Annotated in this window: 24 protein-coding genes; 8 read left to right on the top strand and 16 right to left on the bottom strand. The window is 51.8% G+C overall.

Annotated elements, in window-relative coordinates; genetic code table 11:
• Positions 1–14 precede the first annotated feature (14 nt).
• Positions 15–869, bottom strand: a complete 855-nt coding sequence (locus BMY09_RS02280) for a LysR family transcriptional regulator (protein WP_091353344.1) — start codon at positions 867–869, stop codon at positions 15–17.
• A gap of 165 nt (positions 870–1,034) precedes the next feature.
• On the opposite strand from BMY09_RS02280, the gene amaB reads away from it, so the two are divergent.
• Positions 1,035–2,579 (top strand): L-piperidine-6-carboxylate dehydrogenase, encoded by a 1,545-nt coding sequence (amaB, locus tag BMY09_RS02275; protein ID WP_091353339.1) that lies wholly within the window; start codon positions 1,035–1,037, stop codon positions 2,577–2,579.
• 178 nt (positions 2,580–2,757) lie between these two features.
• Here amaB and BMY09_RS02270 read toward each other — a convergent pair whose 3' ends face one another.
• The 6 genes from BMY09_RS02270 to hpaH form a co-directional block, all read right to left on the bottom strand.
• A complete protein-coding gene (locus tag BMY09_RS02270; protein ID WP_091353337.1) occupies positions 2,758–3,147 on the bottom strand; it encodes a 5-carboxymethyl-2-hydroxymuconate Delta-isomerase in 390 nt (129 codons plus the stop codon).
• 497 nt (positions 3,148–3,644) lie between these two features.
• Entirely contained in the window at positions 3,645–5,165 is a 1,521-nt protein-coding gene (gene hpaE, locus BMY09_RS02265; RefSeq protein WP_091353336.1) for a 5-carboxymethyl-2-hydroxymuconate semialdehyde dehydrogenase, read from the bottom strand.
• Between the two features lie 11 nt (positions 5,166–5,176).
• Positions 5,177–5,962, bottom strand: a complete 786-nt coding sequence (locus BMY09_RS02260) for a fumarylacetoacetate hydrolase family protein (protein ID WP_091353334.1) — start codon at positions 5,960–5,962, stop codon at positions 5,177–5,179.
• Positions 5,963–5,976: 14 nt separating this feature from the next.
• A complete protein-coding gene (locus BMY09_RS02255; protein WP_091353332.1) occupies positions 5,977–6,630 on the bottom strand; it encodes a fumarylacetoacetate hydrolase family protein in 654 nt (217 codons plus the stop codon).
• Positions 6,631–6,671: 41 nt separating this feature from the next.
• Positions 6,672–7,478 (bottom strand): 4-hydroxy-2-oxoheptanedioate aldolase, encoded by an 807-nt coding sequence (gene hpaI, locus BMY09_RS02250; RefSeq protein ID WP_091353331.1) that lies wholly within the window; start codon positions 7,476–7,478, stop codon positions 6,672–6,674.
• Between the two features lie 9 nt (positions 7,479–7,487).
• Positions 7,488–8,291 carry a 2-oxo-hept-4-ene-1,7-dioate hydratase gene (gene hpaH, locus BMY09_RS02245; protein ID WP_091353329.1) on the bottom strand — a complete coding sequence of 268 codons (804 nt, stop codon included), beginning with the start codon at positions 8,289–8,291 and terminating at the stop codon, positions 7,488–7,490.
• Between the two features lie 170 nt (positions 8,292–8,461).
• Here hpaH and BMY09_RS02240 point away from each other — a divergent pair, with 170 nt between their 5' ends.
• Entirely contained in the window at positions 8,462–9,790 is a 1,329-nt protein-coding gene (locus BMY09_RS02240) for a hypothetical protein (RefSeq protein ID WP_091353327.1), read from the top strand.
• Between the two features lie 25 nt (positions 9,791–9,815).
• Here BMY09_RS02240 and BMY09_RS02235 read toward each other — a convergent pair whose 3' ends face one another.
• Positions 9,816–11,057, bottom strand: coding sequence for a nitrate regulatory protein (locus BMY09_RS02235; protein WP_091353325.1), 1,242 nt, complete (start codon positions 11,055–11,057; stop codon positions 9,816–9,818).
• A 233-nt stretch (positions 11,058–11,290) separates the two neighbouring features.
• Here BMY09_RS02235 and cobA point away from each other — a divergent pair, with 233 nt between their 5' ends.
• The 4 genes from cobA (at position 11,291) to BMY09_RS02215 (ending at position 13,863) form a co-directional block, all read left to right on the top strand.
• Entirely contained in the window at positions 11,291–12,145 is an 855-nt protein-coding gene (gene cobA, locus BMY09_RS02230) for a uroporphyrinogen-III C-methyltransferase (RefSeq protein WP_091353324.1), read from the top strand.
• 363 nt (positions 12,146–12,508) lie between these two features.
• The gene (locus BMY09_RS02225) at positions 12,509–12,862 is read left to right on the top strand and encodes a type II toxin-antitoxin system RelE/ParE family toxin (RefSeq protein WP_091353322.1); all 354 of its coding nucleotides are present in this window, start codon (positions 12,509–12,511) and stop codon (positions 12,860–12,862) included.
• A gap of 17 nt (positions 12,863–12,879) precedes the next feature.
• Positions 12,880–13,227 (top strand): XRE family transcriptional regulator, encoded by a 348-nt coding sequence (locus BMY09_RS02220; protein WP_091353319.1) that lies wholly within the window; start codon positions 12,880–12,882, stop codon positions 13,225–13,227.
• A gap of 141 nt (positions 13,228–13,368) precedes the next feature.
• Positions 13,369–13,863, top strand: a complete 495-nt coding sequence (locus BMY09_RS02215) for a hypothetical protein (protein ID WP_091353316.1) — start codon at positions 13,369–13,371, stop codon at positions 13,861–13,863.
• A 601-nt stretch (positions 13,864–14,464) separates the two neighbouring features.
• Here the strand turns inward: BMY09_RS02215 and BMY09_RS02210 are convergent.
• The 8 genes from BMY09_RS02210 to BMY09_RS02175 form a co-directional block, all read right to left on the bottom strand.
• Positions 14,465–15,919, bottom strand: coding sequence for a nickel-dependent hydrogenase large subunit (locus BMY09_RS02210; RefSeq protein ID WP_091353313.1), 1,455 nt, complete (start codon positions 15,917–15,919; stop codon positions 14,465–14,467).
• Positions 15,920–15,937: 18 nt separating this feature from the next.
• Positions 15,938–16,936: an NADH-quinone oxidoreductase subunit B family protein gene (locus BMY09_RS02205; RefSeq protein ID WP_091353311.1), complete on the bottom strand. Its 999-nt coding sequence runs from the start codon at positions 16,934–16,936 to the stop codon at positions 15,938–15,940.
• Positions 16,929–18,281, bottom strand: coding sequence for an ATP-binding protein (locus BMY09_RS02200; protein WP_091353941.1), 1,353 nt, complete (start codon positions 18,279–18,281; stop codon positions 16,929–16,931). The genes BMY09_RS02205 and BMY09_RS02200 overlap by 8 nt, the downstream gene beginning before the upstream one ends.
• An 82-nt stretch (positions 18,282–18,363) precedes the next feature.
• Positions 18,364–18,717, bottom strand: coding sequence for a TraR/DksA family transcriptional regulator (locus tag BMY09_RS02195; RefSeq protein WP_091353308.1), 354 nt, complete (start codon positions 18,715–18,717; stop codon positions 18,364–18,366).
• Between the two features lie 7 nt (positions 18,718–18,724).
• Positions 18,725–20,488 (bottom strand): PAS domain-containing hybrid sensor histidine kinase/response regulator, encoded by a 1,764-nt coding sequence (locus tag BMY09_RS02190; protein WP_091353305.1) that lies wholly within the window; start codon positions 20,486–20,488, stop codon positions 18,725–18,727.
• Positions 20,472–21,635: an alcohol dehydrogenase-like regulatory protein ErcA gene (ercA, locus tag BMY09_RS02185; protein ID WP_091353302.1), complete on the bottom strand. Its 1,164-nt coding sequence runs from the start codon at positions 21,633–21,635 to the stop codon at positions 20,472–20,474. Before ercA ends, BMY09_RS02190 begins: the two co-directional genes overlap by 17 nt.
• Before the next feature lie 142 nt (positions 21,636–21,777).
• Entirely contained in the window at positions 21,778–23,685 is a 1,908-nt protein-coding gene (gene htpG, locus BMY09_RS02180) for a molecular chaperone HtpG (RefSeq protein WP_091353300.1), read from the bottom strand.
• A 117-nt stretch (positions 23,686–23,802) separates the two neighbouring features.
• On the bottom strand, positions 23,803–24,513 hold the full coding sequence (locus BMY09_RS02175) for a DUF599 domain-containing protein (RefSeq protein WP_217647372.1): 711 nt from the start codon (positions 24,511–24,513) through the stop codon (positions 23,803–23,805).
• A gap of 61 nt (positions 24,514–24,574) precedes the next feature.
• Between BMY09_RS02175 and BMY09_RS02170 the strand changes: the two genes are divergently transcribed.
• Both BMY09_RS02170 and BMY09_RS02165 read left to right on the top strand, forming a co-directional pair.
• Entirely contained in the window at positions 24,575–25,438 is an 864-nt protein-coding gene (locus BMY09_RS02170; protein ID WP_091353298.1) for a DMT family transporter, read from the top strand.
• Positions 25,438–25,755, top strand: a complete 318-nt coding sequence (locus BMY09_RS02165; RefSeq protein ID WP_091353295.1) for a DUF3301 domain-containing protein — start codon at positions 25,438–25,440, stop codon at positions 25,753–25,755. The genes BMY09_RS02170 and BMY09_RS02165 overlap by 1 nt, the downstream gene beginning before the upstream one ends.
• The last annotated feature ends 183 nt before the right edge of the window (positions 25,756–25,938 follow it).

Here is a 25,938-nt window from a genome sequence, read left to right as displayed (position 1 = left end):
CATCAGGTTAATTCTCATTGTCCAAACAGCTCTTCAGCGAGTTCTGACTTAACACTTTCAATCACCGACAGTAACAGCGGCGGTAACGGCTTATTACGGGCATAGGCCAGACCAACCACCCGCTCCAGCTGTAAGCCATTGACCTCGCGAATAATAATGTCCTTTCTGCCATCGGTGGATTGCTTCGGCACCACTGAAACCCCCAACCCCGCCGCCACCATATCCAGGGCATACTCTTCGGTACGCACAGTCGCTTTGGTATTCAGAATAATCCCGCGTTTTTGCAGCAGAAACTTCCAGGCATCATTAAAATCACAGCGCCGTCGACTGATGTACGGCAGGTTATTCAACAGCTCAAAATCGATTGAATCGTGGATCTCCAGCGGATGTCCTTTGGGTAGCGCCAGTACATAACGGTCAGTCCATAGCTTATGAAACGCTTCATCAGGCTCAACAATACTGCTAGAGACGATGCGCAGATCAGATTCCTCAGCGATATCCACCAGCGTCAGATCAAGCCCTGGAATCTCCCGGAATAGCGCTTTAATCACCCGGCCTATCCGCTTGCCCGACAAAAAAGGCATCAGGCCGAGCCGTACTGGCAGAAACTCAGGCTTATCCTGAAACTGCAGCTTAATCGACTGAATATCTCCCAGTACTTTGCGGGCATCGGGGTAGAGACGGGTACCCTCCGGAGTGGGCGTCACCCCTTTGGAGTGGCGCACAAACAGCGCACAGTCCAGTTCAGATTCCAGTTGCTGAATAGCCGCAGAAATGGATGGCTGAGCGACAAAGCAGCGCTTCGATGCCGCGCTCAGACTCAGCTCCTCATATACCGCAACAAAGTAACGTAATGAACGAAAATCCATAACAGTCTCTAATAGTTATTACCCCGAAGCCTATAGAATATCCTATAGCAATCATTTAACGATATAGTCTTTGACGATACCCCCTCCAGAAATTTAGTATTTTTTTATACGCTTCCCGACGACTAAGCTTGAGAGATCGCATAATCGCTATTAAAAGGGCTTACCATGAACATGAATTTTCTCGACAACCTTGGCCTTACCTCACTTTCGTCAGAAAACGTCTACTACAGCGTAATAGGCAACAACCTGCGTGAAACAGGTAAAGGGGATGCGTTTTCAGTGAATTCGCCCATCAATGGTATGGAGGTTGCCCGTTTCAGAAATGCCACCCCGGCTCAGCTTGAAGAGGTGATTCAAAACGCTGAAGCTGCGTTCAAACAACTCCGTACAATCCCTGCGCCCCTGAGGGGTGAACTGGTGCGTCGGATCGGCAACTTTGCCCGGGAGCATAAAGAGGATCTGGCAAAGGTCATCACCCTGGAATCCGGCAAAATCATGCCTGAAGCACTGGGTGAAGTGCAGGAATGGATCGATGTCTGTGATTTTGCCGTTGGTCTGTCCCGGCAGCTGCACGGTAAAACGATCGTCAGTGAGCGCCCCGGTCACCGGATGATGGAACAGTGGCAGCCCCTCGGGCTTGTTGCGGTTATAACCGCCTTCAACTTCCCAATGGCTGTCTGGGCCTGGAACACCATGATCGGTCTGGTGTGTGGTGACTCGATGGTGCTTAAGCCATCGGAAAAAGCCCCTCTCTGCGCCCTCGCCTGCCAGTCAATTGTCGAAAAAGCACTTGAGACTATGCCGGAGATACCTAAGGGTGTTACCAGCGTTATTATCGGCGATCGCGAGATTGGCGCACTGATCGCTCAGGACAAACGTTTCCCACTGGTATCGGCAACCGGCTCTACCGCTATGGGCCGCAGCGTCGGCGAAACCGTAGGCGCACGTTTAGGCCGTTCGTTGCTGGAGCTGGGGGGGAACAATGCCATGATAGTTTCAGAAACCGCGGACCTTGATCTGGCCCTGCGGGCGATTGTCTTCTCCGCGGCCGGCACGGCTGGCCAGCGTTGTACAACACTGCGCCGCCTGATCACCCATAAATCGATCCAGGACGATCTGGTTGAACGGCTCAAAAAATCCTATGCATCACTGCCCATCGGCGATCCAACTGTTGCAGGCTCTCTGGTCGGCCCGCTGATCGACCAGCGCAGCTTTGATACGATGCAAAACGCCTTGAACGCTGCAAAAGAGCAAGGCGGTGAAATTCTCTTCGGTGGCGAGCGCGTAACTGAAGGTGTCCCCGATGGCGGTTATTATGTTCGTCCGGCTATCGTCAGCATCGCTCACGACGCTCAGGTAGTTCACCAAGAGACCTTCGCTCCGATTCTCTATGTGCTGACCTACAGCAATATCGAAGAAGCGATCGAGATTCAGAACGAGGTTCCTCAAGGGCTCTCATCGGCAATTTTCACTGAAAGCATGCGGGAAGCTGAAACCTTTATGTCGGCTACCGGTTCTGACTGCGGTATCGCGAACGTCAATATCGGCACCTCTGGTGCAGAGATCGGCGGAGCCTTCGGTGGTGAGAAAGAGACCGGCGGTGGTCGTGAGTCCGGTTCCGATGCCTGGAAGGCTTACATGCGCCGTACCACCAACACCATCAACTATGGTGGTGAACTGCCGCTGGCTCAGGGCATTGTGTTTGAATAAGAAAAGCCAGTCGTTAGTCACCTGCCCGTGACTATACACTGCGAAAAGAGGGGCCCACACTATAGCCCGGCATGATTACCTGCGCGGGCTTCAGACCCTTACCACAAAGAACCGAGAGCCCACGGCGTTAGCGTGGGCTTATCAGACGATGCTGACTAACTCTGAATCGCGAATAAATTCAGCCTTTGTCGGCAAGCTTCTTGTGAATGTTGTTCATCCGGTAGTTGCGCTCCGGGTGTAGTTCAATCATCTCGAAACCCGCGCTCATCCAGCGACGGTCAAACACCGGCTTAAGACACTCACTGAAGGTCTCAAAGATCTTATCAGAAGCCTCTTTAAGCACTTCAGGCGAACGACCAGACCCCACTTTCGCGGTCAGATGCACAAACGTATTGTCGGGATCACCCTCACCTACCCGGAAATGCTCGCAGCGGATCGCCCGGCTGCGAATACCACCAATCGGGAAAACCCCGGTAGCAATCGCAGTAGCGTTTAACTTCTCAAACAACGCCGGAATATCCAGATCATCATCCAGGTTAGCTGAGTATTCCATAATAAAATGAGGCATAAAGTTTCCTCTGTTTAATCAATCTATCTAATTTACAGATCTACGCATCAGGCTCATAACACTTAAAATCAAAAGCTGGCTAAGATTACTCTAAACCAGCTTTTAAAAGCCGTGTAGCCAAACGCAATAGCTTGTCTAAGCGTCACGAGCGCAGATCAGACAAGGCGGAAGCAGGTAAAAAGCGCGCAGTTTAGTCTGCTAAATAAGTACTTTATACCTTCTCTCAACACCATACGATCAAACGCAATAGCTGTCTAAGCGTCACGAGCGCAGATCAGACAAGGCGGAAGCAGGTGAAAAGCGCGCAGTTTAGCCTGCTAAATAAGTACTTTATACCTTCTCTCAACACCATACGATCAAACGCAATAGCTGTCTAAGCGTCACGAGCGTAGATCAGACAAGGCGGAAGCAGGTGAAAAGCGCGCAGTTTAGCCTGCTAAATGAGCACTTTGAACCTGCTTCCAACGCCGTATGATCAAGCGCAGTAGCTTAGACGATTAGCGGCCGAGGACAGGGACCTTATGCGTATCATGCGCTATACACACATTCTTCGTTTCCATATAGAAATCGAAGCTCCAGTCACCACCGTCACGACCAATACCCGACATCTTAACGCCGCCGAACGGGGATGGCAGGTTACGGTTGTTTTCTGAGTTAACCCACAGCATACCGGCTTCTACTGCATGCGCCATACGCATTGCCCGACCGGTGTTGCTGGTCCAGATATAGCCTGCCAGACCATACACAGTCTCGTTAGCCAGCTGAACCGCTTCCTCTTCGGTTTCGAACTCAATCGCGGTCAGAACCGGACCAAAGATCTCTTCCTGAGCGATACGCATAGTGTTCTTCGCATCAACAAACAGGGTTGGGGTGACGAAGTTACCAGGGCCCATCTCATCACGCAGAGACTTGCCACCGACAGCGATAGTCGCACCATCCTGCTTAGCAATTTCGAAGTAGCTGGTGACTTTATCGTAGTGACCGGTATGAACCAGTGGACCTACTTCAGTTTCAGGGTCCAGTGGATGACCTACTTTGATGTTTTCTACACGCGCTTTCAGGGCAGCCAGGAACTTGTCCTTAATACCACTCTGGATCAGCAGACGGCTGGAGCTGGTGCAGCGCTGACCGTTCAGGCTGTAGATCATGAAGACCACGGCATCCAGAGCACGATCAAAATCGGCATCATCGAATACGATAACCGGGTTCTTACCCCCCAGTTCCAGATGCAGACGCTTCAGGGTTTGTGCCGTCTGTGCCTGAATCAGTTTACCGGTGGCAGAATCACCCACCAGCGCGACCGCTTTGATAGCAGGGTGTTGAGTCAGCGCTTTACCGGCTACCGTACCAAAGCCGTTAACCATGTTCCAGACACCTTTCGGCAGACCCGCCGCTTCAGCACACTCAGCCAGAATGGATGCAGTTAGTGGGCTCAGCTCGGCAGGCTTATGTACCACGGTACAACCGGATGCCAGTGCGGGTGCAATCTTCCAGGTAGACAGCATAAACGGCGTGTTCCACGGAGTGATTACGGCAACAGGACCGATTGGACTGCGCACGGTAAAGTTGGTGTGCTCCGCCTGATGCAGAGACAAGCCGTTGCGGGCCTCGGGTGCCTGATCGGCGAAGAAACGGAAGTTGGCTGCACCACGTACAGCCGCCTGACGCATAAAGCGCAGCGCCTGACCGCAGTCCATCGATTCAACCATAGCGATCTCTTCGGCACGCTTCTCCAGCTCGTCACCCAGACGATGCAGAATCTTACGCCGTTCAGCACCCGGTGTTGCCGCCCAGCCAGCCGCTGCAGCAGCCGCTGCTTCACAGGCAGCATTGACATCTTCTTCAGACGCCGCAGCCACTTTACCCAGATAGCTCTGATCAAAGGGTGTGGTGTTATCAAAGGTTTCACCACTGCCCAGCGTCCACTCGCCATTAATGTAATGGCCCAGGGTGTTCTCTTTAAAACGCGCCAGGTAGCTTTCTGCTTTACTGATATTCTCTTGTAGTTGTGCACTCATCAATCTATACCTCAATACTTATCGCCGTAGAACGTTTGCTCAGAAACGATGTGCGTTACCAGAGCACCTACTTTTTCAATTTCACAGACAACGGTGTCGCCCGGCTGCATATCTTTCAGACCTTTTGGCGTACCGGTGGCGATCATATCGCCGGGCTTCAGGGTCATAATTTTACTCAGGTATTCCACCAGGAACGGCACATCGAAGATGATATCCGCCGTGGTGCCTTCCTGAGTCAGCTCCCCATTCACATGGGTCGTCAGTTTCAGGTTGGTGATATCACCCACATCATCCTTATCGATCAGCCAGGGGCCAATCGGGCACAGTGAATCACGGCTTTTCACCCGCAGATTAGGGCGGTAGTAGTTTTCCAGATAATCACGGATGGCAAAGTCATTACACACGGTGTAACCCGCGATGTAGTCCATCGCATCTTCACGGGAGATGTTCTTACCCTCTTTACCGATCACCGCCACCAGCTCACACTCATAGTGTTGGAACTCGATGTTATCCGGACGGTAAGCATTCTGTTTATGACCGGTCAGGGTATTGGCACCTTTAAGGAACACCAGCGGCTCTTTCGGTGGTTCAAACGCCAGTTCAGCGGCGTGATCCGCATAGTTCAGACCCAGGGCGAAGATAGTACCCGGCTCTTTCACCGGACACAGCCAGGTGACATCCGCTTCGTTAATCAGCAGCCCATCAACTTTAGATTTCAGCTGTCCCGTTTCGGCAAATAAGTCTTCGACGGTGACATCCAGTTCGGAGCCATTAAAAAGTACGCGTGCGTGTTTCATTCTGAATGATCTCCTTACTGGCCAAGTGTGTTGTTGAGTTCGGTAACACCGTCAATCACGGAGTGGACCTTGTCGCCCGGTGCAACCGGTGCCCGCTGACCCGGGAAACCCACTGCGATCACATCGCCCGGCTGCAGTGTCATGATGTAGGAGATTGTGCTGATCAGCTCAGCAACGCCACGCACCAGTTGAGAAACCGGCGTCTCATTGACGACCGTGCCATTTACCGACGTAACAACCGTCAGAGCCTGCGGGTCGGCAACGGCAACCACATCAGCACCGATAGGTGCAGAGGTATCCAGACACTTACCTTTGATATCAGGGCGGTAGTAGTTCTGCTCTACCAGTGAGAAGTCATGTACCAGGGTGTAACCCTCAACATAGTTCAGCGCCTCTGCCTCGCTGACACGGCAGCACTCTTTGCCAAACACCACCGCCAGTGAAGCACCCACCACCATCTGCTCAGCGGGTGAACCATCAACCTGTGCCCACTCAACCACGGCACCATCGGTACTCCAGGTGTTGTGGGGTTTAAAATAGAGAACCGGCTGTTGTGGTGCACCTTTATACGGTGCTTCAGCAAACTCGGCTTGCATGGCGTTGAACTGTTCAGCGTCATTTAGCGCCACACAGACTAACTTACCTTTCACGATTGGATTTTTGCTCATTACACTTTCACCTAAACCTGTATCTAAACTTGTGCCTGAATTTAATATCCGCTGGAGCCAGTGGCATCAGATTTGTTGTCCCCGGACTGGAAGCTTTCTGCCAGTTGTCTGGCCGCATTGCCCAGTAACAACGTATCGACTCCCACACCAACAAACTTCGCACCTTTCTCAACATAGTGATGCGCTTTAGCAGGATTGATACACAACAGCCCCGCCGCTTTGCCCGCCGCATTGATCACCTTAAAGCCGTTTTCAATCGCCGCGACTACCTCAGGGTGATCGGGATTACCGATATGGCCCATCGAGGCTGACAGATCAGAGGGGCCGATAAACACCGCATCCACCCCTTCAACCGCAGCGATCTCTTCAAGGTTAGCCATGGCGGTAACCGTCTCCGCCTGAACGATCAGACAGATCTCATCGTTGGCTTTTTGCAGATAACCAGGGATACGGTTCCAGTTGGCCGCCCGGGCCAGTGAACTCCCCAGCCCCCGCACACCCATGGGTGGATATTTAACCGCTTTAACCAGCTCCCGCGCCTGCTCTGCGGTGTCACACATGGGCACCAGCACCGTTTGCGCACCGATATCCAGAATCCGTTTCAGCAATGCAGTCCGGCCCTCCTCCGGACGGACAATTGCAGGTACACCATAGGGTGCAATCGCCTGCAGATGACGCATCGTGGAGTCCAGTTCAAAGGGTGCGTGCTCGCTGTCGATCAGCAGCCAGTCAAACCCGGCCCCGGCAACAATCTCAGCGCAGGTTGCGTCGGGCAGCCCCAGCCACAACCCCCACAAAGGCTTGTCGCCTTTCAGGCCCTGCTTAAATTTATTAACAGGAAGATCCATAGCCACCTCTTAAACAAACTTCACTGAGATACCGCCCAGTGGGCCGTAATCTGCATGCACAGTATCACCGGCTTTAACCGGCACCGGACGGGTAAATGAACCGGCCAGAATCACCTGACCCGGCTCCAGCGCTACACCATGAGGGGCGAAGCGTTTACATACCCAGCAGATACCATTGGCCGGATGACCCAATACGCCTGCGGCAATACCGGTCTCTTCAATCTGACCATTCAGATAGAGCAAAGCCCCGGCCCAGCGCAGATCCATATCCATCGGTTTAATCGGCCGGCCGCCGAGAATGATGCCGCCATTGGCGGCGTTATCCGCGATCGTGTCGTACACTTTGCGGGTATAGCCCGTATCAGGGTCGGTACGGTGGCACCGGGCGGCGATCAGCTCCAGCGAGGGAATCACATAGTCGGTGGCATTGAGCACATCAAAGATGGTGACATCGTCACCCTCCAGTCGATCTTTCAGTACGAATGCCAGTTCCACTTCGATACGGGGATCGAGGAAATCAGACGCTTTGATCTCAGCCCCATCGGCGAAGAACATATCATCCAGCAGCACACCGTAATCAGGCTGATCGATATTCACCGCCATCTGCATCGCCCGGGAGGTGAGGCCGATCTTGTACCCTTTAACCTTAGCCCCGTTGGCAATCTTCTGATCGACCCAGGTCTTCTGGACGGCATAGGCATCATCCATTGTCATATCCGGGTGCTCAAGTGTGATGGCAGGAATCTGAATACAATCCTTTTCTGCCTGATAGAGCTTGTCCGCGGCTGTTCGTATCTGCTGTTCTGTTAACATATCTGACCTTCCGTTCTAACGTGCGCTGCACTCGGCAACCAAAAGAGTAAAGCCTAAAAAAGCATTCTTTAATCTGTGACCATTTACCCAGCGACAGGTAAAAGCTAACATATGCAGACAATATACTTAATATATTAAGTAATTTCCAGTATTTATTTACAGGCTTTAACATGTCAATCAATAGTATTAGCGCAAACCTCAGCAATCGCTGGCCTGGCGCCCGTGTTGCAGGCCTTATTGTTATCACGATGTGTCTGCTGACACTGTTGAATATCGTCGTTCCCCTGGGGCTGACCGGGGCAACGACCCTGCTGGCATGGCTCTATGTTGCGATTGAGTCTCCACGGCTGAAACCGAAACAGCGTAAGCAGATCCTTATCCTGTTTACCGCCGGAGTAGCTGCCGCAATACTCGCCTGGAGCCAGGGTTCAACCATCACGCTGCCAGCGCTGTTCGGTGAACACCTGAAGCTGGCCATGCTGCTGACGGCCATCAGTTTTATCGGGATGGCCAGTCAGATAGGCTGCGATGTCAGCAAACCGGGTAGCCGCAGCTTTATTACCACCCTGCTGGGCATGCACCTCTTCTCATCGGTGGCTAACTTTTCATCGGTGATCGTGGTGGGTGATCAGATTAAAAACGATAAAGGGATTGATCAGCTCTCTCAACTGGTGCTCAGTCGGGGTTTCGGCATGGCGGTGCTCTGGTCACCCTTCCTCAGCTTATTACCCCTGGTGCTGGAGCAGGTACCCGGTGTTGAACTGTCACAGATCTACCCTTTCTCTATCGCCATCGCGGCGACCGGCCTGTTCCTCAGTACACTGGAAGCCCGTCTCCGGGCAACCACTGCGTTGCAAAGCTATGCGGGATACCCCCTAAAACGGGAAACACTGGCCATGCCTTTTGCCCTGATCGGGATGATTCTGCTACTCAGTTGGCAACAGCCTCAACTGCCCACGGTGTTTCTGGTATCTCTGCTCTCCATTATTGTCCCTGTCGGCTTGCTGACGTTGCGAACAGGTATTGCCAGATCAGCGGAGAAAGTGTCACAGCATATTACCGGAAAGCTCTCAGAAAGCCGGGCTGAGATCAGCCTGTTTATGGCGGCCGGGGTACTCGCTGCGGGGGTAAAAGCCTGTATCGGGGTAGGCCTGATCAGCCTGCCGTTCACTGAAACCAATGCCGGGGTTGCTTCTCTGGTGCTGATGATGATCGTGGGTCTGGCCTATCTGGGTATCCATCAGTTGGCACTGGTCGCGATCTTCGCGGGTTTACTGGCCGATATCACAACCACGCCGAACCTGATGGCGATCAGCTATATCCTGGGGACCGCACTGGCGATGTCCGGCAGCACTTTCAGTGGCCTGAACTTTATAATGAAGTCCCGCTTTCATGCGACAGACAGTGAAATCATCCGCAACCAGTTGCCTTACAATCTGGTGATGATCGCTGTCGGGTGTGGGGTGATCTTTCTGATGCAGGCGTTGGGGGTACGTTAACCCCCTTCTGTCTGGAAGAATCAGATCAGCGATAGGTTGATCGCTTATAGGCTTCGATGATTGCCAGTGCCACCTGCTGAATCGGCAGCTTCTGATCCATGGCACTCTTTTGCAGTGTACGGTAGGCTGCCTCTTCATCCAGATTCATATTATCTTTGAGGATCGACTTGGCTCGCTCAACCAGTTTTCTCGCTTCCAGCGCCTCTTTAGCCCGTTGCAGATCCGATGTCAGATCGAGAATCTGTTTGCGTTGTTCTAAAATCAACGATTGAATCGGATGCGAAGGATTCGCTGCGTTTAACAACCCCCGCCCGATGACTTCATCCCTGTTCAGGTTGATGCTGGTCAACTCCGCAATCTGATCCTGCGCTGCTGAGCGGTTACGTTTTGCCAGATCGACCCGGTTATCGCAGAGTGTCAGAATCTGTTCGGTTGCCTGAATTTCAAGCCCATGCAGTTCATCAATATAGAGTGTGGCTTTTTCATACCAGGTATCAGCGAGCTCAGGATTCACCTGCTGGCCATCCTGCAATCGGTCTCTGAGGGTTCTCAGCTGTTTGAAATCAGCAATCAGAGCGCTGCTTTCAAGCTGAGACAGGGCGGTGTTTAACTCAGCGCTGGCGGTTTGCTGGAAGCCACTGAAAATTTCGACCTGCTGCTGTTTCACCCGCTCAAGCCGCTCACATAACCGGCTTGAAAAACTGCCTCTGGCAAACCCCACAACGGTCCAGGCACGCTCCTGACCCACCAGCTCCTTCCCCTGTATCAGATGAAACAGCGTACTCAACCCCTGGGTTACTTCCGGATCGGTGGCATGATCAGCCACCTCGAAAACAATCAGCAACAGGTTTTCGATCAGGCGACTATAGCAGGCCGTAGCATCAACCGGTTGCATCCGTGACTTTTCTATATCTGCGCGCAGCGCTTGTAATCCTTCCAGGGCCAGCAAAGCGGAAGCGATCAGGTTGAGCAGTTTCGCACTCACGGTGCACTCTATGGCGGTTTGATAAACCCCCACCAGCCCCTCATTCATCGCTTTGCGAGCATGGTCAGTCTGCGCCAGCTGTGCCATCATCTGCGGTCTGGTTTTTTCTCCGCCCCCGGCTAACAACCGGTTTGAGAGCCCCCGTTCCCGCTGCAGCTGATGAATAAACTCACAGATCAGCGTGACCCATCTGAGCATCGATTTGAGTTCAGTAATGGTATTGATCTCGGACTGTTTTGCAGCCAGAAAAAATGATTCGGGGGAAACAGCGGTTTGTTTCATAAGTTCAGAAGGTTACCTGACAGTTAAGCATTCAATGTTATGTTTCTGAACTAACTACAGCAATTACAGTGCCATCCTCCTGAAGCACAGATTAAACAGATCAGGCATACTCTTTGCTTTATTACTGATTAACAACAAATAAGATGACGATATTGTTTTCGTCGGGTAACGAAGCCCAAAGCTCATACGAGCTTTGGGCTTTTTTTGTTCATCGAAAACGGGAGTGAGCACTCATGATAAGTCTGGATTTTATGCGCTACCTGCGCGAGTGGATCGGCAACAGAGGCCGTTTAAGCGGCAGCGCATTGAGGCTTCACAGCCCGCTTAAACCTGCACCAATGGGGCGGGTAGACCTGGTTGGCGCGGGCCCCGGCGACCCTGAACTGTTGACGCTGAAAGCCTGGCGACTCATCAATGAAGCCGACGTCATCGTCTATGATGCGCTGGTCAGTCAGGAGTTACTGGCAGGCATAACGGGCCACCCTGAGTTGATCTATGTGGGTAAGCGAATGGGCAATCACAGTGCCAGCCAGGCGGAAATATGCTCCATACTGGTGCGACAAGCGATAAAAGGCAAACATGTGGTGCGCCTTAAAGGGGGCGACCCTCTGGTTTTTGGCCGGCTTGGAGAGGAACTTGATGCACTACGGTGCGAAAACATCCCCTACAGCATCGTTCCCGGTATCACCGCCGCCTCCGGTTGCGCAGCCAGCCTGGGTTTCCCGCTGACTGAACGGGGACTATCAACCCGCCTGAGACTGATAACAGCGCAGTTCAGCCAGCACCACGAGATCGACTGGAGCCACCTGGCGAGAACCGATGAAACCCTGGTGTTCTATATGGGCGTTTCGAAAGCTGCGATGATCAGCTCTGAGCTGATTAAAGCGGGGTTAGCGGAAAACTATCCGGTCCTGATCGTCGAAAATGGCACCCATAACGAGCAACGCGCCATCGAAACAACCCTTAAGCAGATGGCTAGTGCGATCACCGCTAACCAGATTGAGGCCCCGGCGCTGATCTATGTTGGCCAGGTTGTCACCCGCGCCCACAGGCAGAGTCAAAGCCGGGTCGACGCGATGATAGTCTGAAAGGCGTTAATGCACCGTACATGGTTTTATAACTCAGTATTGCTTTTACTTTTCAATTAGTTAAGTCTTAATTTTGGGTATAAAAAGCACATCAAAACTGTCTTTTTATGCTTATTAAACTCAATAACTTAGCTTTGAGTTTTCCGAAAACTCAGCCCGTATAATATGGATTATATAGCCGAGCCTACGCTGGCAGTCCTCTACCTGGACACCGACATAAATTTAAACATGAGGGATACATAGTGAAAGGACTTATATTTGGACTAGCTTTCCATGTATATGCTTCGTAACAATAAGACGCCTGAAACAACTTTTCCCATTTGACAAACTTGCAAAACGTTCCATTTTTGGTACACTACACCCATGGAAGATAAACCTAAGAAAATTATCCAAGCTGTCTTTTTTAAAACTGAAATTGGTAATGAGCCTGTTAGAGACTGGCTTAAAGACCAAAAAAAAGAAGATAAGTCAGCAATCGGAAAGGATATAAAAGAAGTCGAGTTTGGATGGCCTAAAGGAAAGCCCCTGGTTACCAAAATGGACAAAGACCTCTGGGAAGTAAGGAGTGATATATCTGACTCTCGTATTGCGAGAGTCCTTTTCACTGTATACCAAGAGGTAATGGTTCTTTTACATGGGTTCATCAAGAAGAGTCAGAAAACACCTAAGCCCGACCTAGATTTAGCAAAAAACCGTCGCGATGATGTGCATCGTTAGTAGAATGAGAGAATTATATGACTAATCAATACCTTGGAAGTGGGTTTGATGATTTTCTCGAAGAAGAAGATATTCTCGAGGAATGTACTGCAGAAGCAATGAAACGTGTAATTGCTTGGGAGATACAGCAAGCACTTGCAGAAACTCAGCTCACAAAAGCCCGTTTTGCCATAGAAATGCACAGCAGTCGATCTCAAGTTGATAGATTGCTGGATCCTGCTAACACAAGCCTTAGCTTAAAAACTTTAGCAGCAGCAGCTCAAATTATTGGAAAACAGGTAAATATATCATTTACCGATATTCCTACCGCAAAAGAAGGTGAGGAGATCCGAAAAACTTATAAGCAGCAAACCTCACGTGCTTAGAAACGACCACTACGACTAAAAAAGCTTCCGTGGGAGCTTTTGTTGCTTCTGGCACTCCACAATGGGTACAAGCCCCTATTCCCTTCTCCGCTGATCTCGGGCAATCTACACGCCCAATCTCAACTACGTTAAGGAAAACGCATGGCTATTAATACCCAGCACTATACAGACGCTAAAGCAGCCCAAGCCCATATAGGCTTTCTCCTCCTACTGTTGCTTGATCTATTATCCAAAGATCAAATTACAGGCTATCAATCGTTCGCATCAATATTCATTGGTATAGCAATTCCTGCTCTAGTCCTATCCCTTATCCTTCTTCCTAAAGAAGATGAAACACTAGATACCACTCCAAAATTTCAATTCAGGTTGGCAGTACTATCCAATCTGATAGGCCATGGAGCTGGCATATTCGCTATAGCATCTATTCTATGTGGTTTTAACTTCCTCGCTGGCATCATGTTTCTTGTCGTGGCCGTAATCGCTTACTTCATTTTTATTGTTGTATTATTACAAGATTTGGGCTTTGCGACGCTAAGCAATATTTATGAATATGTATATGGAAAACCCTTATTTGAAAGCGAAGAAACAGAGATCCAAGATAAGCCCGCACTCATAGAAGAACATAATTCAAAATAAATCAGCCAGTTGATGAGATGGCATATTGACGAAAAGCACTTTATCCAAGACAGTCGATATAATACCGACTACAGATGTCGCGCTGCTGGTTGAGGCCTTTGAAACAATAGCCCGTAGCTTCTGCCTTGCGCTCCTGAATAATGACCATGTGGGCAGAAAGCTTAAGATAGATGTTAAAGTGGCAAGGTACAGAGTTTGAATTCACTACCTGGCAGGGTGATGCGCTGCTGTAGTAGACCAGGCGGCAACCTAGCAGTCGTGATTAAAGTGAAGTGACTGCGATATACCTCAGTGTTTCAGATATTGCTCCTAAAGAAGAGATACCGCATCTTGGTAGTCCATACTTGGTGACTGATGCAACGGGGAATGTAGTTTAAACTATTCACACGCTATAGATACACCATATCCATAGGAAGCTAACCCCATAAACCAAGAATAAGCGAAGCCGTCGGTGACTGCAAATACTCAGATGAAAGCCATATTATCTAAGACCGTTAATACCACTGATATCAACTCACTTGTCCAGAAGTTTGATCCTATTGCCAAAGGGTTTTGTCAGCAGCTACAAAGCCAGGGAATGGTAGGATGAACGTTAAAGGCGTTAATGCACCGTACACACCATACATGGATCGAATGAGCGGACAATATGCTGTACCGACACCGGGTCTTTCTCACCCTCCATCACCTGGGTACCCTGCAACGCCTGTTCGAGGGCGCCTGGAATCCCCTGACTATCCCGGGGGGAGAAGTTCCAGGTAGTCGGTGCGATAATCTGGTAATTACTGATTCGCCCCTTCTCAACACTGAGCCAGTGTCCCAGACTGCCCCGGGCGGCTTCGACCATACCAACACCGATGGCGCTATCAGGCATCGCACTGTGCAAACAAAACCGCTCTGAGGGATCGATCTGTCGCGCCCAGCGTTCCATCTGCGGTACCACTATAGCCAGCTCCAATAATCTTGCCAGTATCCGGTTATGGACATTAGCGCCGCTACGGGCAGCCAGGTCCATCATCAGAGGGTGTCCATTGTTCAGTTGACGGGCCAGGGCACCGGTTTCCATCACCTGTCCATCCAGCCGCGGGGCTTTACACCAGCTGTAGCCCTGTTGATTCTCCAGAGAGGGCTGAGTCACGCCCAACTCTGGGTGCTGAGGCCTGTCCTGCCCTGTCAGCCAGGCATGAGAAAGGTCTTCAGTAATCTGGTTGCTATCCAGCGGTGTTCGCGTCCCCTGGGCATCGATAACACCGGGACGGAACAGTCGCTCCCCCTCCAGCGGATAGTTGCCGTAACTCATAAACGGCACGGTCGTGGCTCCCAACTGATCCAGTTGCAGCTGTTGAGACAGGTGCAGAAAGGTTCTCAGATCAGAACTTTGCCAGGGTTTCTGGGCCGCCCACTGCGACAACTCAGCGGCTGAGGTCAACTGAACGATGGTTTCCAGTGTGTCGCCAAACAGGCGGCGTTCCAGAAACCGGCGAAAACCGGCCAGTATTGCCAGCATTTTCAACCGGTCATGGGCTTCTACCGGTTTGGCGCTGCCACCCGGCTGAATACTCAGACTATGGGGCCACTTGCCAGCCAACAACCCCATCAGGTGCAGAAACTCTGCCCGGGCTGGCAGCATCTCCCGGGCCGCCTCCCCGCTCGCCGCACGATAACGTCGCGCCACGGTTTCATACCAGGGTTGGGCAGCATACACGGGCCGGGCAAAATCCGGCATAAAGAAGAGATAGAAATGAGTTAAAAGGTCTGCCATATTTTCATTGGCAAGGATCAGATTGGTGCAGAGTTCACCATTGCGCGGCATCCCCATCTGCATCGCATCAGCCAGTGCATAGGCACAGGCCACCGACTGACTGACCGAACAGATACCACAGATCCTGGGCGTATAAACCAGCGCATCGAGCGGGTTTTTGCCCTGTAATATCTGTTCAAAACCGCGATACATGGTCGAGTTAACCTTTGCACTTTCAACCCGGCCATCAGCGATATCCAGTGTAATTTCAAGATCCCCTTCCACCCGGTTAAACGGGCCTACCAGAATTCGACTCATCAGCTCAGCTTACTACAGTTACTGTTTTTCATGTTTCTGCTTACTGGGGGGATAGATGATCCGCTCAGAGACAGCGTTAGTTTTCAGTCGCTCCGGGGTTGCCGCTTTGGAGAGTGATGCCAGTGCGACAAACCAGGCTTTCGGCATATCGGTGGGCAGGCCCACCGGAATACCGGCAATTTTACGGGTTTTGGTGAACGCGTAAGATGGCTCTTCAAACTCAGGGGCGGTGCAGTTAATGCAGGCGTACCCTCCACTGGTGCACGAGCCTTCGCCATTCCAGGGACGGATATTGCAATCCGCATGCGCCTGAGTGCCAAGGCACCCCATATTCTCCATCATACAACCCTGCTGCCCAGGCTGTTCGGCACTGGCCTTATATTCGTAATACTCATTGCGGGTGCAGCCATGGTGAACCAGATGATCTGCATAGCTTCGGGGACGTCCCAGATTGTCCACCTGCCCTGGATCAAATTCATCAAGGGCGATCTGTAGCAGTGTCTCAGTCACCCAGTTTGGATGGGTGGGGCATCCGGCGACATTGATCACTTTGTCACCACTGGCGGAACGGTAATCGGCCCCCAGCAAACCACCACTCAGGTCCCCATCAAACTGCAGACCGGTCGCTTCGGTAACGTTATCACCGGCGGCACTGATGCCACCATAAGCCGCACAACTGCCGACGGCAACGGTATATTGCGCTTTTTCTGCCAGTTGCCGTACCCAGTTGATCATTGGCACACCGGTGCCTCCCATCAGGTGAAAACGGCCCGTGCCCATCGGTCCCATCAACATCGACCCCTCTATACAGAGGATATCCAGCGGAATCGCTCCATCAATCACCTGCTGCAATATCGCAATCACTTCCGATCCACTCTCCTCACTGAGGGAGGGGTGCCACAGCAAACGGATTCCGGCAGCATCAAGGGTGGTCATCAGATCCGGCGATTCAGCATTCAACAGAGACATGCTGCAACCGCCACATCCACCGGACTGTAGCCAGAGTAGATTAGCCATTTCTATCCTCCTGATGTGCGGTTAACGGCACTTGCTTAGGCAGTTCCAACCTTACCATCACGCCCCCGGAAGGATAATTATGCAGTGATAATTTGCCGCCATGCTCGGTGACAATGCCATAGCTGATGGAGAGGCCGAGACCGGTTCCCTCACCCACTGGCTTGGTGGTAAAGAACGGATCAAATACACGGGACAAGTGCTCCTCTGGCAGACCCGGACCATTATCGAGTATGGTGAACCACACCCGTTCAGCGGTTTCACCTGCACTGAGCTCAAGCCGCGCCTGGGGTTGCTGTTGCATCGCATCGACGGCGTTCTGAATCAGATTGACAATCACCTGGTGTATCTGCCCGGAATGCCCCAGTGCCATCAACTGAGGCGGAAGATTAAGATCGACCTGCACCGGTCGGTTGCTCTCTTTGATAATCCAGTGCAACGCCGTTTTAATCACGTGATTAAAATCGAACAGGGTTTTCTCCGCTTCCTGACAGGAGGAGAACTGGCGCAGATCACGGACAATATCCCGCACCCGGTCCGCGCCTTCCATAGTGCCGGCGACCAGCGAATTAAGATCCTGAATCGCTCGGTCGAGACGCAGATTTTCCCGCAGTGCCCGCAACTCTTCTCTGCTGCTGTTTTCACCCACCGCATTAAAGTAGGTCACCAGTTTTTCGGTGTATCGGCGCAAGGCATGCATATTGCCGTAGACAAAACTGATCGGGTTATTCAGCTCGTGGGCAACACCGGCCACCAGGCGACCCAGGGATGCCATCTTTTCTGACTGAATCAGGCGCTCCTGTGCCAACTTAAGCTCTGCATGGGTTTTGTTCAGCTCTTTATAGGCTTTCTGCAGTTCCCCCAGCGGACGGCCAACCATCACCATACCCGCCATCCGGCCCCGTTTATCTTTACGGGGACTGCAGTTCATGGCCAGGGGTACACTCCCCTCATGCCCCATCAGTTCCACTTCACAGTCCCGCACCGGTGTAAGCCGTAACTGATTCTGAATAGCGGTGATTTTGCTCTGATAAGGCTGGGCAACCAGCTCGACGAAGGGTTTACCTATCAGACGGTCGGCCTGTTCACCGGTCAGTTGCTCCAGAGCACTGTTAACCTGCTGAATAACGCCCTGTTTATCGCACACGATCAGCACGTCGTTCATGGCGCTCTGGACACTGTCGAGAAACCCCTGGGTCTGCTCCAGTTCGAGGTTTTTCCGCTCTATCTCAACCTGGTAATGCACCAGGTCAGCATAGGTTTCATCCATTTTCTGGATAACACTGACCCAGGCTTCATCGGCCAGTTCAGGGGTTTCAGCAATATCCTTTGATTTTTTCGAGGCCATCGGCTGTATCACTGATTATTAAAAGCACTTGTTCAACATCTGCAATCCAGCTTACTCTGCGGATAGGACAAGTGCAAAGCGATCATTGAGTGCGCTCCACTGCTGACTGGCAGCTGAGACAGAACCGACTTTCTGGACGGGCCAACAGGCGCGGCAGACTGATCACACTATCGCAATGTTCGCAGTAACCATACTCAGCCTCGCTGAAACGCTGTTCTGCATGCATCACTTCCTGCATCCGCTGACGACACTGTTCAAGATTGGCCAGCGCCATACTCTGTTGTTGCATCGCATCCCCCCGGGAAACCCGGCCAACCGCCTGCTGATCCAGTTGCACAGGCCTGGCACTCTGTTCCAGACTGGCTATCTCTTCGCTCAGCTCCTGTTTCAGTTTAATCAGTGCCTCGTGACACCGCTCCAGCTGCTCACGATCCATCAATACATTACTCCGCAACCTGTTGAGGGGGCTGTAGCAGGTGGCTGATCAACGCCCGCAGTTTTCCCGGCTTAACCGGCTTATTCAGCACTGGCAACTGCCGCTCACGAAAGAGCTTACGCCCTTCCGGAGAGCGGTCAGCGGTGATAATAGCAGCGGGAATATCATAACCGGCATAGCGCCGCACCTGATCAATCGCTTCAACACCGGTGGCATCATTATTCAGATGATAATCGGCCAGAATCAGCTGCGGTTTTACCCCTTTACTGAGATAGTTTTCAATCGCTTCTGCCGGGTCAATAGCCATACAAACCTCGCAGTGCCACTGCTCCAGCAGCGCCTGCATGCTGACCAGAATATCCTGTTCATTATCGATCACAAGAACTGTTCGACCACTAAGATCCTGCTGCGGCATCTGTTGTGGTTGCAGGATCGGCTGCACCGGTTCACTACTGATCGGTACCGAAACACTGAACATGGTGCCCTTACCCGGCGTGGAGCTGACTCTGATCGGGTGATCGAGCATTCCGGCAATCCGTTCAACAATCGCCAGCCCCAGACCGACCCCTTTGCGGCCGGTCTGATAGTGATGATCGATCTGCTGAAACTCTCTGAAGATATCTTCGAGCTTATCTTCCGCAATACCCGGACCGGTATCCCACACCTGCAGTTCAAGATGATCTCCCCGACGACGTGCCCCCAGCACAACCCGGCCCGCCGGGGTATAGCGAAACGCATTGCTGAGAAAATTGCGCAGCACCCGCATCAATAGCCGGGTATCACTGTAAATATTGAGACCACTACTCAGCACCCGCAACGAAACAGAGCGCTGTTCGGCCACCGGCTGAAACTCCACCTGCAACATCCGGAACAGATAATCCAGAGGGATACTGGTCAGATCAGGTTGCACCGCGTTCTGATCCAGACGGGAGATATCCAGAAGATCACTCAGCAGCTCCTCCGCCCCCTCCAGCGCCATATGGATCCGCTCAACCAGATGATTATTCTCTTCAGCCAGCTCCCGCTCCTGCAGGGTGGACACCAATAACCGGGCGGCATTCAGCGGCTGCAACAGATCGTGACTGGCGGCCGCCAGATATTTATCTTTACTCTTATTCGCCTGTTCTGCAGCATCCCGCGCCTCTTTAAGCGCCTGCTCTATACTGCTGCGTTCATTGATCTCGCTGACCAGTTGCTGATTCAGAGAAACCAGCTCCCGGGTGCGGTCTTCAACCCGCTGTTCCAGCTCTTCATTCAGTTTCTTGAGTTTATCCTGAGCTTTCTTGCGCTCAGTAATATCGGCAACAAAGGCTTCCATCAGGCTGCCCTGGCCATCGTCTTTTAACAGCACATTTAACGATACATCAACGGCACTGCCATCCTGACGTAACAACCGGGTTTCATAGCCGAACAGCTTGCCGTAAAGCTTGAGTTTCCCCAGCAGAAGCGGGTATTCATGAGGATCAAACAGCAAGCCTGAGGCAAATGACTCAACCCGTCGGCACAGCTGCTGCGGGTCGGTATAGCCGCAAATCCTCGCCAGTGCCGGATTCGCCGCGACCAGGCCACTGTCCAGCCGGGCCTGAAAAATGCCATGCTGGGCATGCTCAAAGATCGATTTATACCGATTCCGCTCCTCTTCCAACTCTTCAAGTTTGGCAACCAGTTCAGGATAGTGACTTTTACGGGCTGACTGTCCACCCAGCCCCATCAACCGTTCTATCGTGAGTTTATCGCTGGAAGAGTGCTCAACCTCAGAGCGCTTCTTCATAGACCACCTCGACATCCCGCTTACTGGACCTGCGTGGATTGGTCAGAATACAGGGGTCCTTAATCGCCTTGGCAGAGAGTGTCGGTATATCGCTGAGATTAACGCCCCGGGAGGCCAGCCCCTCCACTAATCCCACATCACGCTTGAGCTGTATCACCCGATCCTGCAGACGTTTATGCACCATCAGATTACTCATCCCCCGGGTGTCGATCCCCATGGTTTCAGCCACCACACGAAACTTATCTTCCGCCGATTTAAAGTTAAAACTGATCACATGTTCCAGCAGCATCGCGTTGCACATCCCGTGGGGCAGATCGAGAAAGCCTCCCAGACTGTGTGACATAGCATGCACCGCCCCGAGAATCGCATTAGAAAACGCCAGCCCCGCTTTCATGCTCCCCAGCATCACCTGCTCCCTCAGTTTCAGGTCGGTCGGGTCTTTCACCAGCGCTACCAGATTATCATTTACCAGTTTAATCGCATCCAGCGCGTGCATATCGGTCAGCGGGCCTGAACCGGTTGAGACAAACGCCTCGATCGCATGTACCAGCGCATCCACCCCGGTACAGGCGGTCAGAAAAGGGTCCATAGTGACGGTTGTTTCCGGATCGATCAGGGAAACATCCGGGACCACCGCTTTACTGACAATGGAGATTTTCATTCTCTCCTGCTGATCATTAATAATGGCAAACTGCGAGACATCTGCCGAAGTCCCGGCAGTGGTGGGGATAAAGATCAGTGGAGGGATTGCCATCTCAATGGTATCCACCCCTTCAAACTCCAGAATGTGGCGATTGTGAGTCGCTACGATACCGATCCCTTTAGCACAATCCATCGGGCTGCCACCACCCACGGCGACGATCAGGTTACAGCCATGCTGGGTGTAGATCTGCGCGCCTTTCATCACCTCTTCGGAACGGGGATTGGGGGATACGTCGGTAAACAGTTCATACTCGAAACCGCCCATCTGCAGGTCCTGGGCAACCTCTGTAACCCAGCCGGCAGCCTCAACACCCGGATCGGAGACCAGCAGAATTTTTCGGGCGCCAAACGAGCGGGCAAAGTTGGCGACTGTTTTTCTGGCCCCCGCCCCAAAGACGATTTCAGGGGCCACAAATTTTCGCAGATTAGCAATATCATCACTCATTTCAGATCCCGACAAGGCCTTACGCCCTGTATATACTTATTGTTCTGGCGCATCAGTTGCTAATGCGTAATCGACCAATTATATCAGTGTAACAGACATAAAAAAGGCGACCAGTGGTCGCCTTTAGTAACAACATATAGAGTTAGCTGATCAGATTCAGCAGCAGCTTATTGAGACGTCCCACATAAGCGGCCGGATCATCCAGCTGCCCACCGGCGGCCAGTTGCGCCTGCTCAAATACCACCAGTGCCAGCTCACCGAAGCGGTCTTCATCGGCTTCGTGATCCAGCTTGCTGATCAGCGGGTGCTCGGGGTTGATCTCAAAGATAGGCTTGCTTTCCGGCACGGCCTGACCTGCGGCTTCCATGATCTTGCGCATCTGCATACCCATATCATAAGCGCCCAGCACCACACAGGCTGGAGAGTCTGTCAGACGATGGGTGATGCGCACTTCACTGACCTGAGCATCAAGGCTGTTCTTCAGACGCTCAACCAGGCCTTCCAGCTCTTTGGCGGTCTCCTCGTGAGCTTTCTTCTCCTCTTCGTTCTCGGTTTCACCCAGATCCAGTTCACCTTTACTGACATCCTGGAAGGACTTACCGTCGAAGTCGAACAGCTGGCTCATCAGCCACTCATCAACACGGTCAGACATCAGCAACACTTCGATACCCTTCTTGCGGAAGATCTCGAGGTGAGGACTGTTCTTCGCAGTGTTGTAGTTTTCAGCCACGGCGTAGTAGATCTTCTCCTGACCTTCCTGCATGCGGGAAACATAGTCTTCCAGGGCAACGCTCTGATCAGAGGAGTTGTTATGCGTAGAAGCAAAACGAAGCAGCTTAAGGATGGTTTCTTTGTTGGCGTGATCTTCCGCGGGTCCCTCTTTCAGCACTTCACCAAATTCAGCCCAGAACTTAGCGTACTGTTCAGGATCATTCTTAGCCAGTTTACCCAGCATATCCAGGGCACGCTTAGTCAACTGAGTTTTCAGTTTATCGACTACAGGATCTTTCTGCAGAATCTCGCGGGAAACGTTCAGTGACAGGTCACTGGTGTCAACAACCCCCTTCATAAAGCGCAGATACATCGGCAGGAACTGATCTGCCTCATCCATGATAAACACACGCTGCACGTAAAGTTTCAGGCCACGCGGCGTATCACGATTCCACAGATCATAGGGAGCATGAGCCGGAACATAAAGCAGACTGGTGTAATCCAGCTTACCCTCAACCCGGTTATGACTCCATTTCAGTGGGTCCTGGAAGTCATGAGAAACATGCTTATAGAACTCTTTATATTCGTCATCACTGATATCGCTCTTAGAGCGGGTCCAGAGCGCGGTCGCAGCATTGACGGTTTCATCTTCTGGTGCCGCTGGCTCTTCACCCTCTTCCACCGGAGCCGCTTCTTTCTGCATAATCACCGGCAGAGAGATATGATCAGAATACTTACGCACCAGACCACGCAGACGGAAGCTATTTGCGAACTCCAGTTCTTCATCTTTCAGGTGCAGAATAATGGTGGTACCACGTTGTGCTTTTTCAACGTTCCCAACGGTGAACTCACCCTCACCCTGAGACACCCAGTGAACCCCTTCAGACGCCGGCTGGCCGGCACGGCGGGTAATCACTTCCACCTCTTTTGCGACGATAAATGCAGAGTAGAAGCCAACCCCGAACTGGCCAATCAGCTGCGAATCTTTTTTCTGATCGCCACTCAGCTGAGAGAGGAACTGTGAGGTGCCGGATTTTGCGATAGTCCCCAGATGCTCTATGACATCCTGACGGGTCATACCGATACCGTTGTCATCGATGGTGATCGTTTTTGCTTTCTCATCAAACTCGATGCGAATACGCAGATCACCATCACCCTCATAGAGGTCGTCATTAGACAGTGCTTCAAACCGCAGTTTATCCGCGGCATCGGAAGCGTTGGAGATCAGTTCCCGAAGAAAGATCTCTTTATTTGAATACAGAGAATGAATCATCAGGTGAAGCAGTTGCTTCACTTCGGTTTGAAAGCCAAGAGTTTCCTGCTGAGTTTCTGTGCTCATCTATCAATTCCCAATCTTATTGTGACAAAGATTTACTGTTAAAACGAAAATCGTTGACACTAAAGATGGGGACAGCCCCTTCCATTTCAAGGGGCCTGACAGGAAAAGCGCGACAAATTATTCCATCCGGCTGATCACCAGTTGGCGCAGGGTACTGGAGTTAAACTCCCGGCGATAGAGAATAAAGACCACGCCGGTAACCATCAGCATAAACAACCAGGGATTGATAAACCAGGCCAGAACAGAGAGGCTGAAATAGTAGGTGCGCAGTCCCAGGTTAAAGTTATTAGCGGCCATCGAACTCATGACAGCCAATCGGTTCGCATGGGCTTTCAACTCTGATTCGCTTGCCTGATCCGGTTGTGGCGCACCGCCCATCATCACCGAGGTAAAACCATACTGACGCAGACTCCAGGTAAACTTGAAAAATGCGTAGATAAACAATCCTATCAGCACCAGCAGTTTCAGCTCCCACTCCGCCTTGGTCGCGTGATTGACAAACGGCAGATCCCCAACCACATCGATCGCTTTCTCTGTAGACCCAAGTACGGTCATCAGGCCGGCCAAAATAAGCATGGTTGATGAGGCAAAAAATGATACGCTACGCTCCAGATTGGTAATCGCCGCAGCATCGGCGATACGCACTTCACGGTGAAGCATCCGGTTCATCCACTCCAGGCGATAGTTATGCATCACACTGGCGAGACAGTGGGTATCTCTGGCTCTGCGCCGGGTGTAGGTGTTGTAACCCTTGAAACAGGCAAGAAACCAGATGAGTGCAACAACGTTAACCCAGTTTGTTTCAACAAAGCCGATCAGCAATTCCATGGATATTCCCGGGAAGTAGATGTAATAAGCTATTGTAATTAAAGCAACAGGATAGACAACCTTGCCCCAACAATATTCCAATCTTATTCGCGGCGCGGCCCTGGCAATGGCAACGACGCTGTTAATGAGCCTGGCTGCTGCCGCCACTAAATATACCGCCGGTTTTGTCTCAATCGAACAGATCGTACTGGTTCAGTACGGTATCTGCACCCTGATGATGCTGCCCTGGCTGGGGCGGAAAGGGTTGCGGGTCCTCAAAACCGAAAAGCCCTGGTTGCATCTGATACGGGGGCTCTCCGGCTGGCTCTGCTTCTACACCTACTATCTGGCGCTGAATAATATTCCCCTGGGCGAAGCTTCACTGCTGCGCAATGCCGCCCCCCTGATGGTGCCTTTGCTGGTGCTGATGTGGCTTAAATACCGGATGCCACTACTAAACTGGTTGCCCATTGTGATCGGTTTTCTGGGTATTGCACTGGTGCTCAAACCCGATGGCAGCCGGTTAAATCCCTGGCATCTGGCCGCAGTGGCCTCCTGCCTGCTGCTAGCGGTTTCCATTGTCACCACCCGGGTTCTGGCCCTCTCAGAACCCACCAGTCGTATTCTGTTCTACTATTTCGCACTCTCAGCACTCTTCTCTCTGCCGCTGGCATTAGCCAGTTGGCAACCGGTTCCACTCGCCAGTGTGCCACTGATGATCGGCATCAGTCTGTCGATCTGGTGCACCATGTGGCTTTACACCAAAGCCTACAGCTATGCTAAAGCAACTGTGATTGCGCCGATCAGTTATTTTGGCGTGCTGTTTGCCGGTCTGCTGGGCTGGCTTTTCTGGCAGCAGGTTCCTGATATGATCTCAGTTATTGGCGCAGCACTGGTTATCAGTGGTGGTATCGGCTCGGTATGGTTAGGACGGGAGAAAAACTGATGTATCTTGATCTGGGAGACCTGTTCTGGCTAACCCTCATTGTGCTGCTTTTGTTGCACTGGTGGCAGTCACTGAAAGTGAAGGAGATCGCCCTCAAAGCGGCCACCAACCACTGCCGTGAACTGGACCTTCAATTACTGGATCAGAGTGTCTATCTGCGGGGAATATGGCTGAAACGGGATGACAACGGCAAGATTCGAATCTGGCGCTCCTACCTGTTTGAATTTACCGCAACCGGTGAAGACCGGGCCCGGGGTCGTGTTGTTCTGTTAGGCCCCCGGATCACCGGCATCACACTGGAAGCTCACCGGATCTGATCACAGCCAGCCATAAAAGCATACTTTAGAGCAAGGATGTACGCTCAGAGCCACACCGTAAGGACGATAGAATGAGCTGTTCGCATCTGTTAGGGTTGGTTGTCCATCAACGATAGAGAAAAAGTTGCCGCAATATGTCAGCGTCCTCCTTCATTAAGCTAAATTCATCAGATCATTGATCTC

Origin of the sequence: Amphritea atlantica (genome assembly GCF_900111095.1) — a bacterium.
Lineage (GTDB): Bacteria > Pseudomonadota > Gammaproteobacteria > Pseudomonadales > Balneatricaceae > Amphritea > Amphritea atlantica.
The sequence above is the reverse complement of the archived record's forward strand: the minus strand, read 5'-3'. Positions and strand labels throughout refer to the sequence as shown.

What these genes read in the sequence shown, in the direction of transcription:
- BMY09_RS02195 (WP_091353308.1), bottom strand. Translation starts at nt 18,717, where the DNA reads ATGGATCGTGAGCAGCTGGAGCGGTGTCACGAGGCACTGATTAAACTG.
- BMY09_RS02190 (WP_091353305.1), bottom strand. Translation starts at nt 20,488, where the DNA reads ATGAAGAAGCGCTCTGAGGTTGAGCACTCTTCCAGCGATAAACTCACG.
- BMY09_RS02220 (WP_091353319.1), top strand. Translation starts at nt 12,880, where the DNA reads ATGACTAATCAATACCTTGGAAGTGGGTTTGATGATTTTCTCGAAGAA.
- BMY09_RS02200 (WP_091353941.1), bottom strand. Translation starts at nt 18,281, where the DNA reads ATGGCCTCGAAAAAATCAAAGGATATTGCTGAAACCCCTGAACTGGCC.
- BMY09_RS02215 (WP_091353316.1), top strand. Translation starts at nt 13,369, where the DNA reads ATGGCTATTAATACCCAGCACTATACAGACGCTAAAGCAGCCCAAGCC.
- BMY09_RS02225 (WP_091353322.1), top strand. Translation starts at nt 12,509, where the DNA reads ATGGAAGATAAACCTAAGAAAATTATCCAAGCTGTCTTTTTTAAAACT.
- ercA (WP_091353302.1), bottom strand. Translation starts at nt 21,635, where the DNA reads ATGAGTGATGATATTGCTAATCTGCGAAAATTTGTGGCCCCTGAAATC.
- BMY09_RS02240 (WP_091353327.1), top strand. Translation starts at nt 8,462, where the DNA reads ATGTCAATCAATAGTATTAGCGCAAACCTCAGCAATCGCTGGCCTGGC.
- BMY09_RS02235 (WP_091353325.1), bottom strand. Translation starts at nt 11,057, where the DNA reads ATGAAACAAACCGCTGTTTCCCCCGAATCATTTTTTCTGGCTGCAAAA.
- cobA (WP_091353324.1), top strand. Translation starts at nt 11,291, where the DNA reads ATGATAAGTCTGGATTTTATGCGCTACCTGCGCGAGTGGATCGGCAAC.
- BMY09_RS02165 (WP_091353295.1), top strand. Translation starts at nt 25,438, where the DNA reads ATGTATCTTGATCTGGGAGACCTGTTCTGGCTAACCCTCATTGTGCTG.
- hpaI (WP_091353331.1), bottom strand. Translation starts at nt 7,478, where the DNA reads ATGGATCTTCCTGTTAATAAATTTAAGCAGGGCCTGAAAGGCGACAAG.
- BMY09_RS02270 (WP_091353337.1), bottom strand. Translation starts at nt 3,147, where the DNA reads ATGCCTCATTTTATTATGGAATACTCAGCTAACCTGGATGATGATCTG.
- amaB (WP_091353339.1), top strand. Translation starts at nt 1,035, where the DNA reads ATGAACATGAATTTTCTCGACAACCTTGGCCTTACCTCACTTTCGTCA.
- BMY09_RS02210 (WP_091353313.1), bottom strand. Translation starts at nt 15,919, where the DNA reads ATGAGTCGAATTCTGGTAGGCCCGTTTAACCGGGTGGAAGGGGATCTT.
- hpaH (WP_091353329.1), bottom strand. Translation starts at nt 8,291, where the DNA reads ATGTTAACAGAACAGCAGATACGAACAGCCGCGGACAAGCTCTATCAG.
- hpaE (WP_091353336.1), bottom strand. Translation starts at nt 5,165, where the DNA reads ATGAGTGCACAACTACAAGAGAATATCAGTAAAGCAGAAAGCTACCTG.
- BMY09_RS02175 (WP_217647372.1), bottom strand. Translation starts at nt 24,513, where the DNA reads ATGGAATTGCTGATCGGCTTTGTTGAAACAAACTGGGTTAACGTTGTT.
- BMY09_RS02280 (WP_091353344.1), bottom strand. Translation starts at nt 869, where the DNA reads ATGGATTTTCGTTCATTACGTTACTTTGTTGCGGTATATGAGGAGCTG.
- BMY09_RS02260 (WP_091353334.1), bottom strand. Translation starts at nt 5,962, where the DNA reads ATGAAACACGCACGCGTACTTTTTAATGGCTCCGAACTGGATGTCACC.
- BMY09_RS02255 (WP_091353332.1), bottom strand. Translation starts at nt 6,630, where the DNA reads ATGAGCAAAAATCCAATCGTGAAAGGTAAGTTAGTCTGTGTGGCGCTA.
- htpG (WP_091353300.1), bottom strand. Translation starts at nt 23,685, where the DNA reads ATGAGCACAGAAACTCAGCAGGAAACTCTTGGCTTTCAAACCGAAGTG.
- BMY09_RS02205 (WP_091353311.1), bottom strand. Translation starts at nt 16,936, where the DNA reads ATGGCTAATCTACTCTGGCTACAGTCCGGTGGATGTGGCGGTTGCAGC.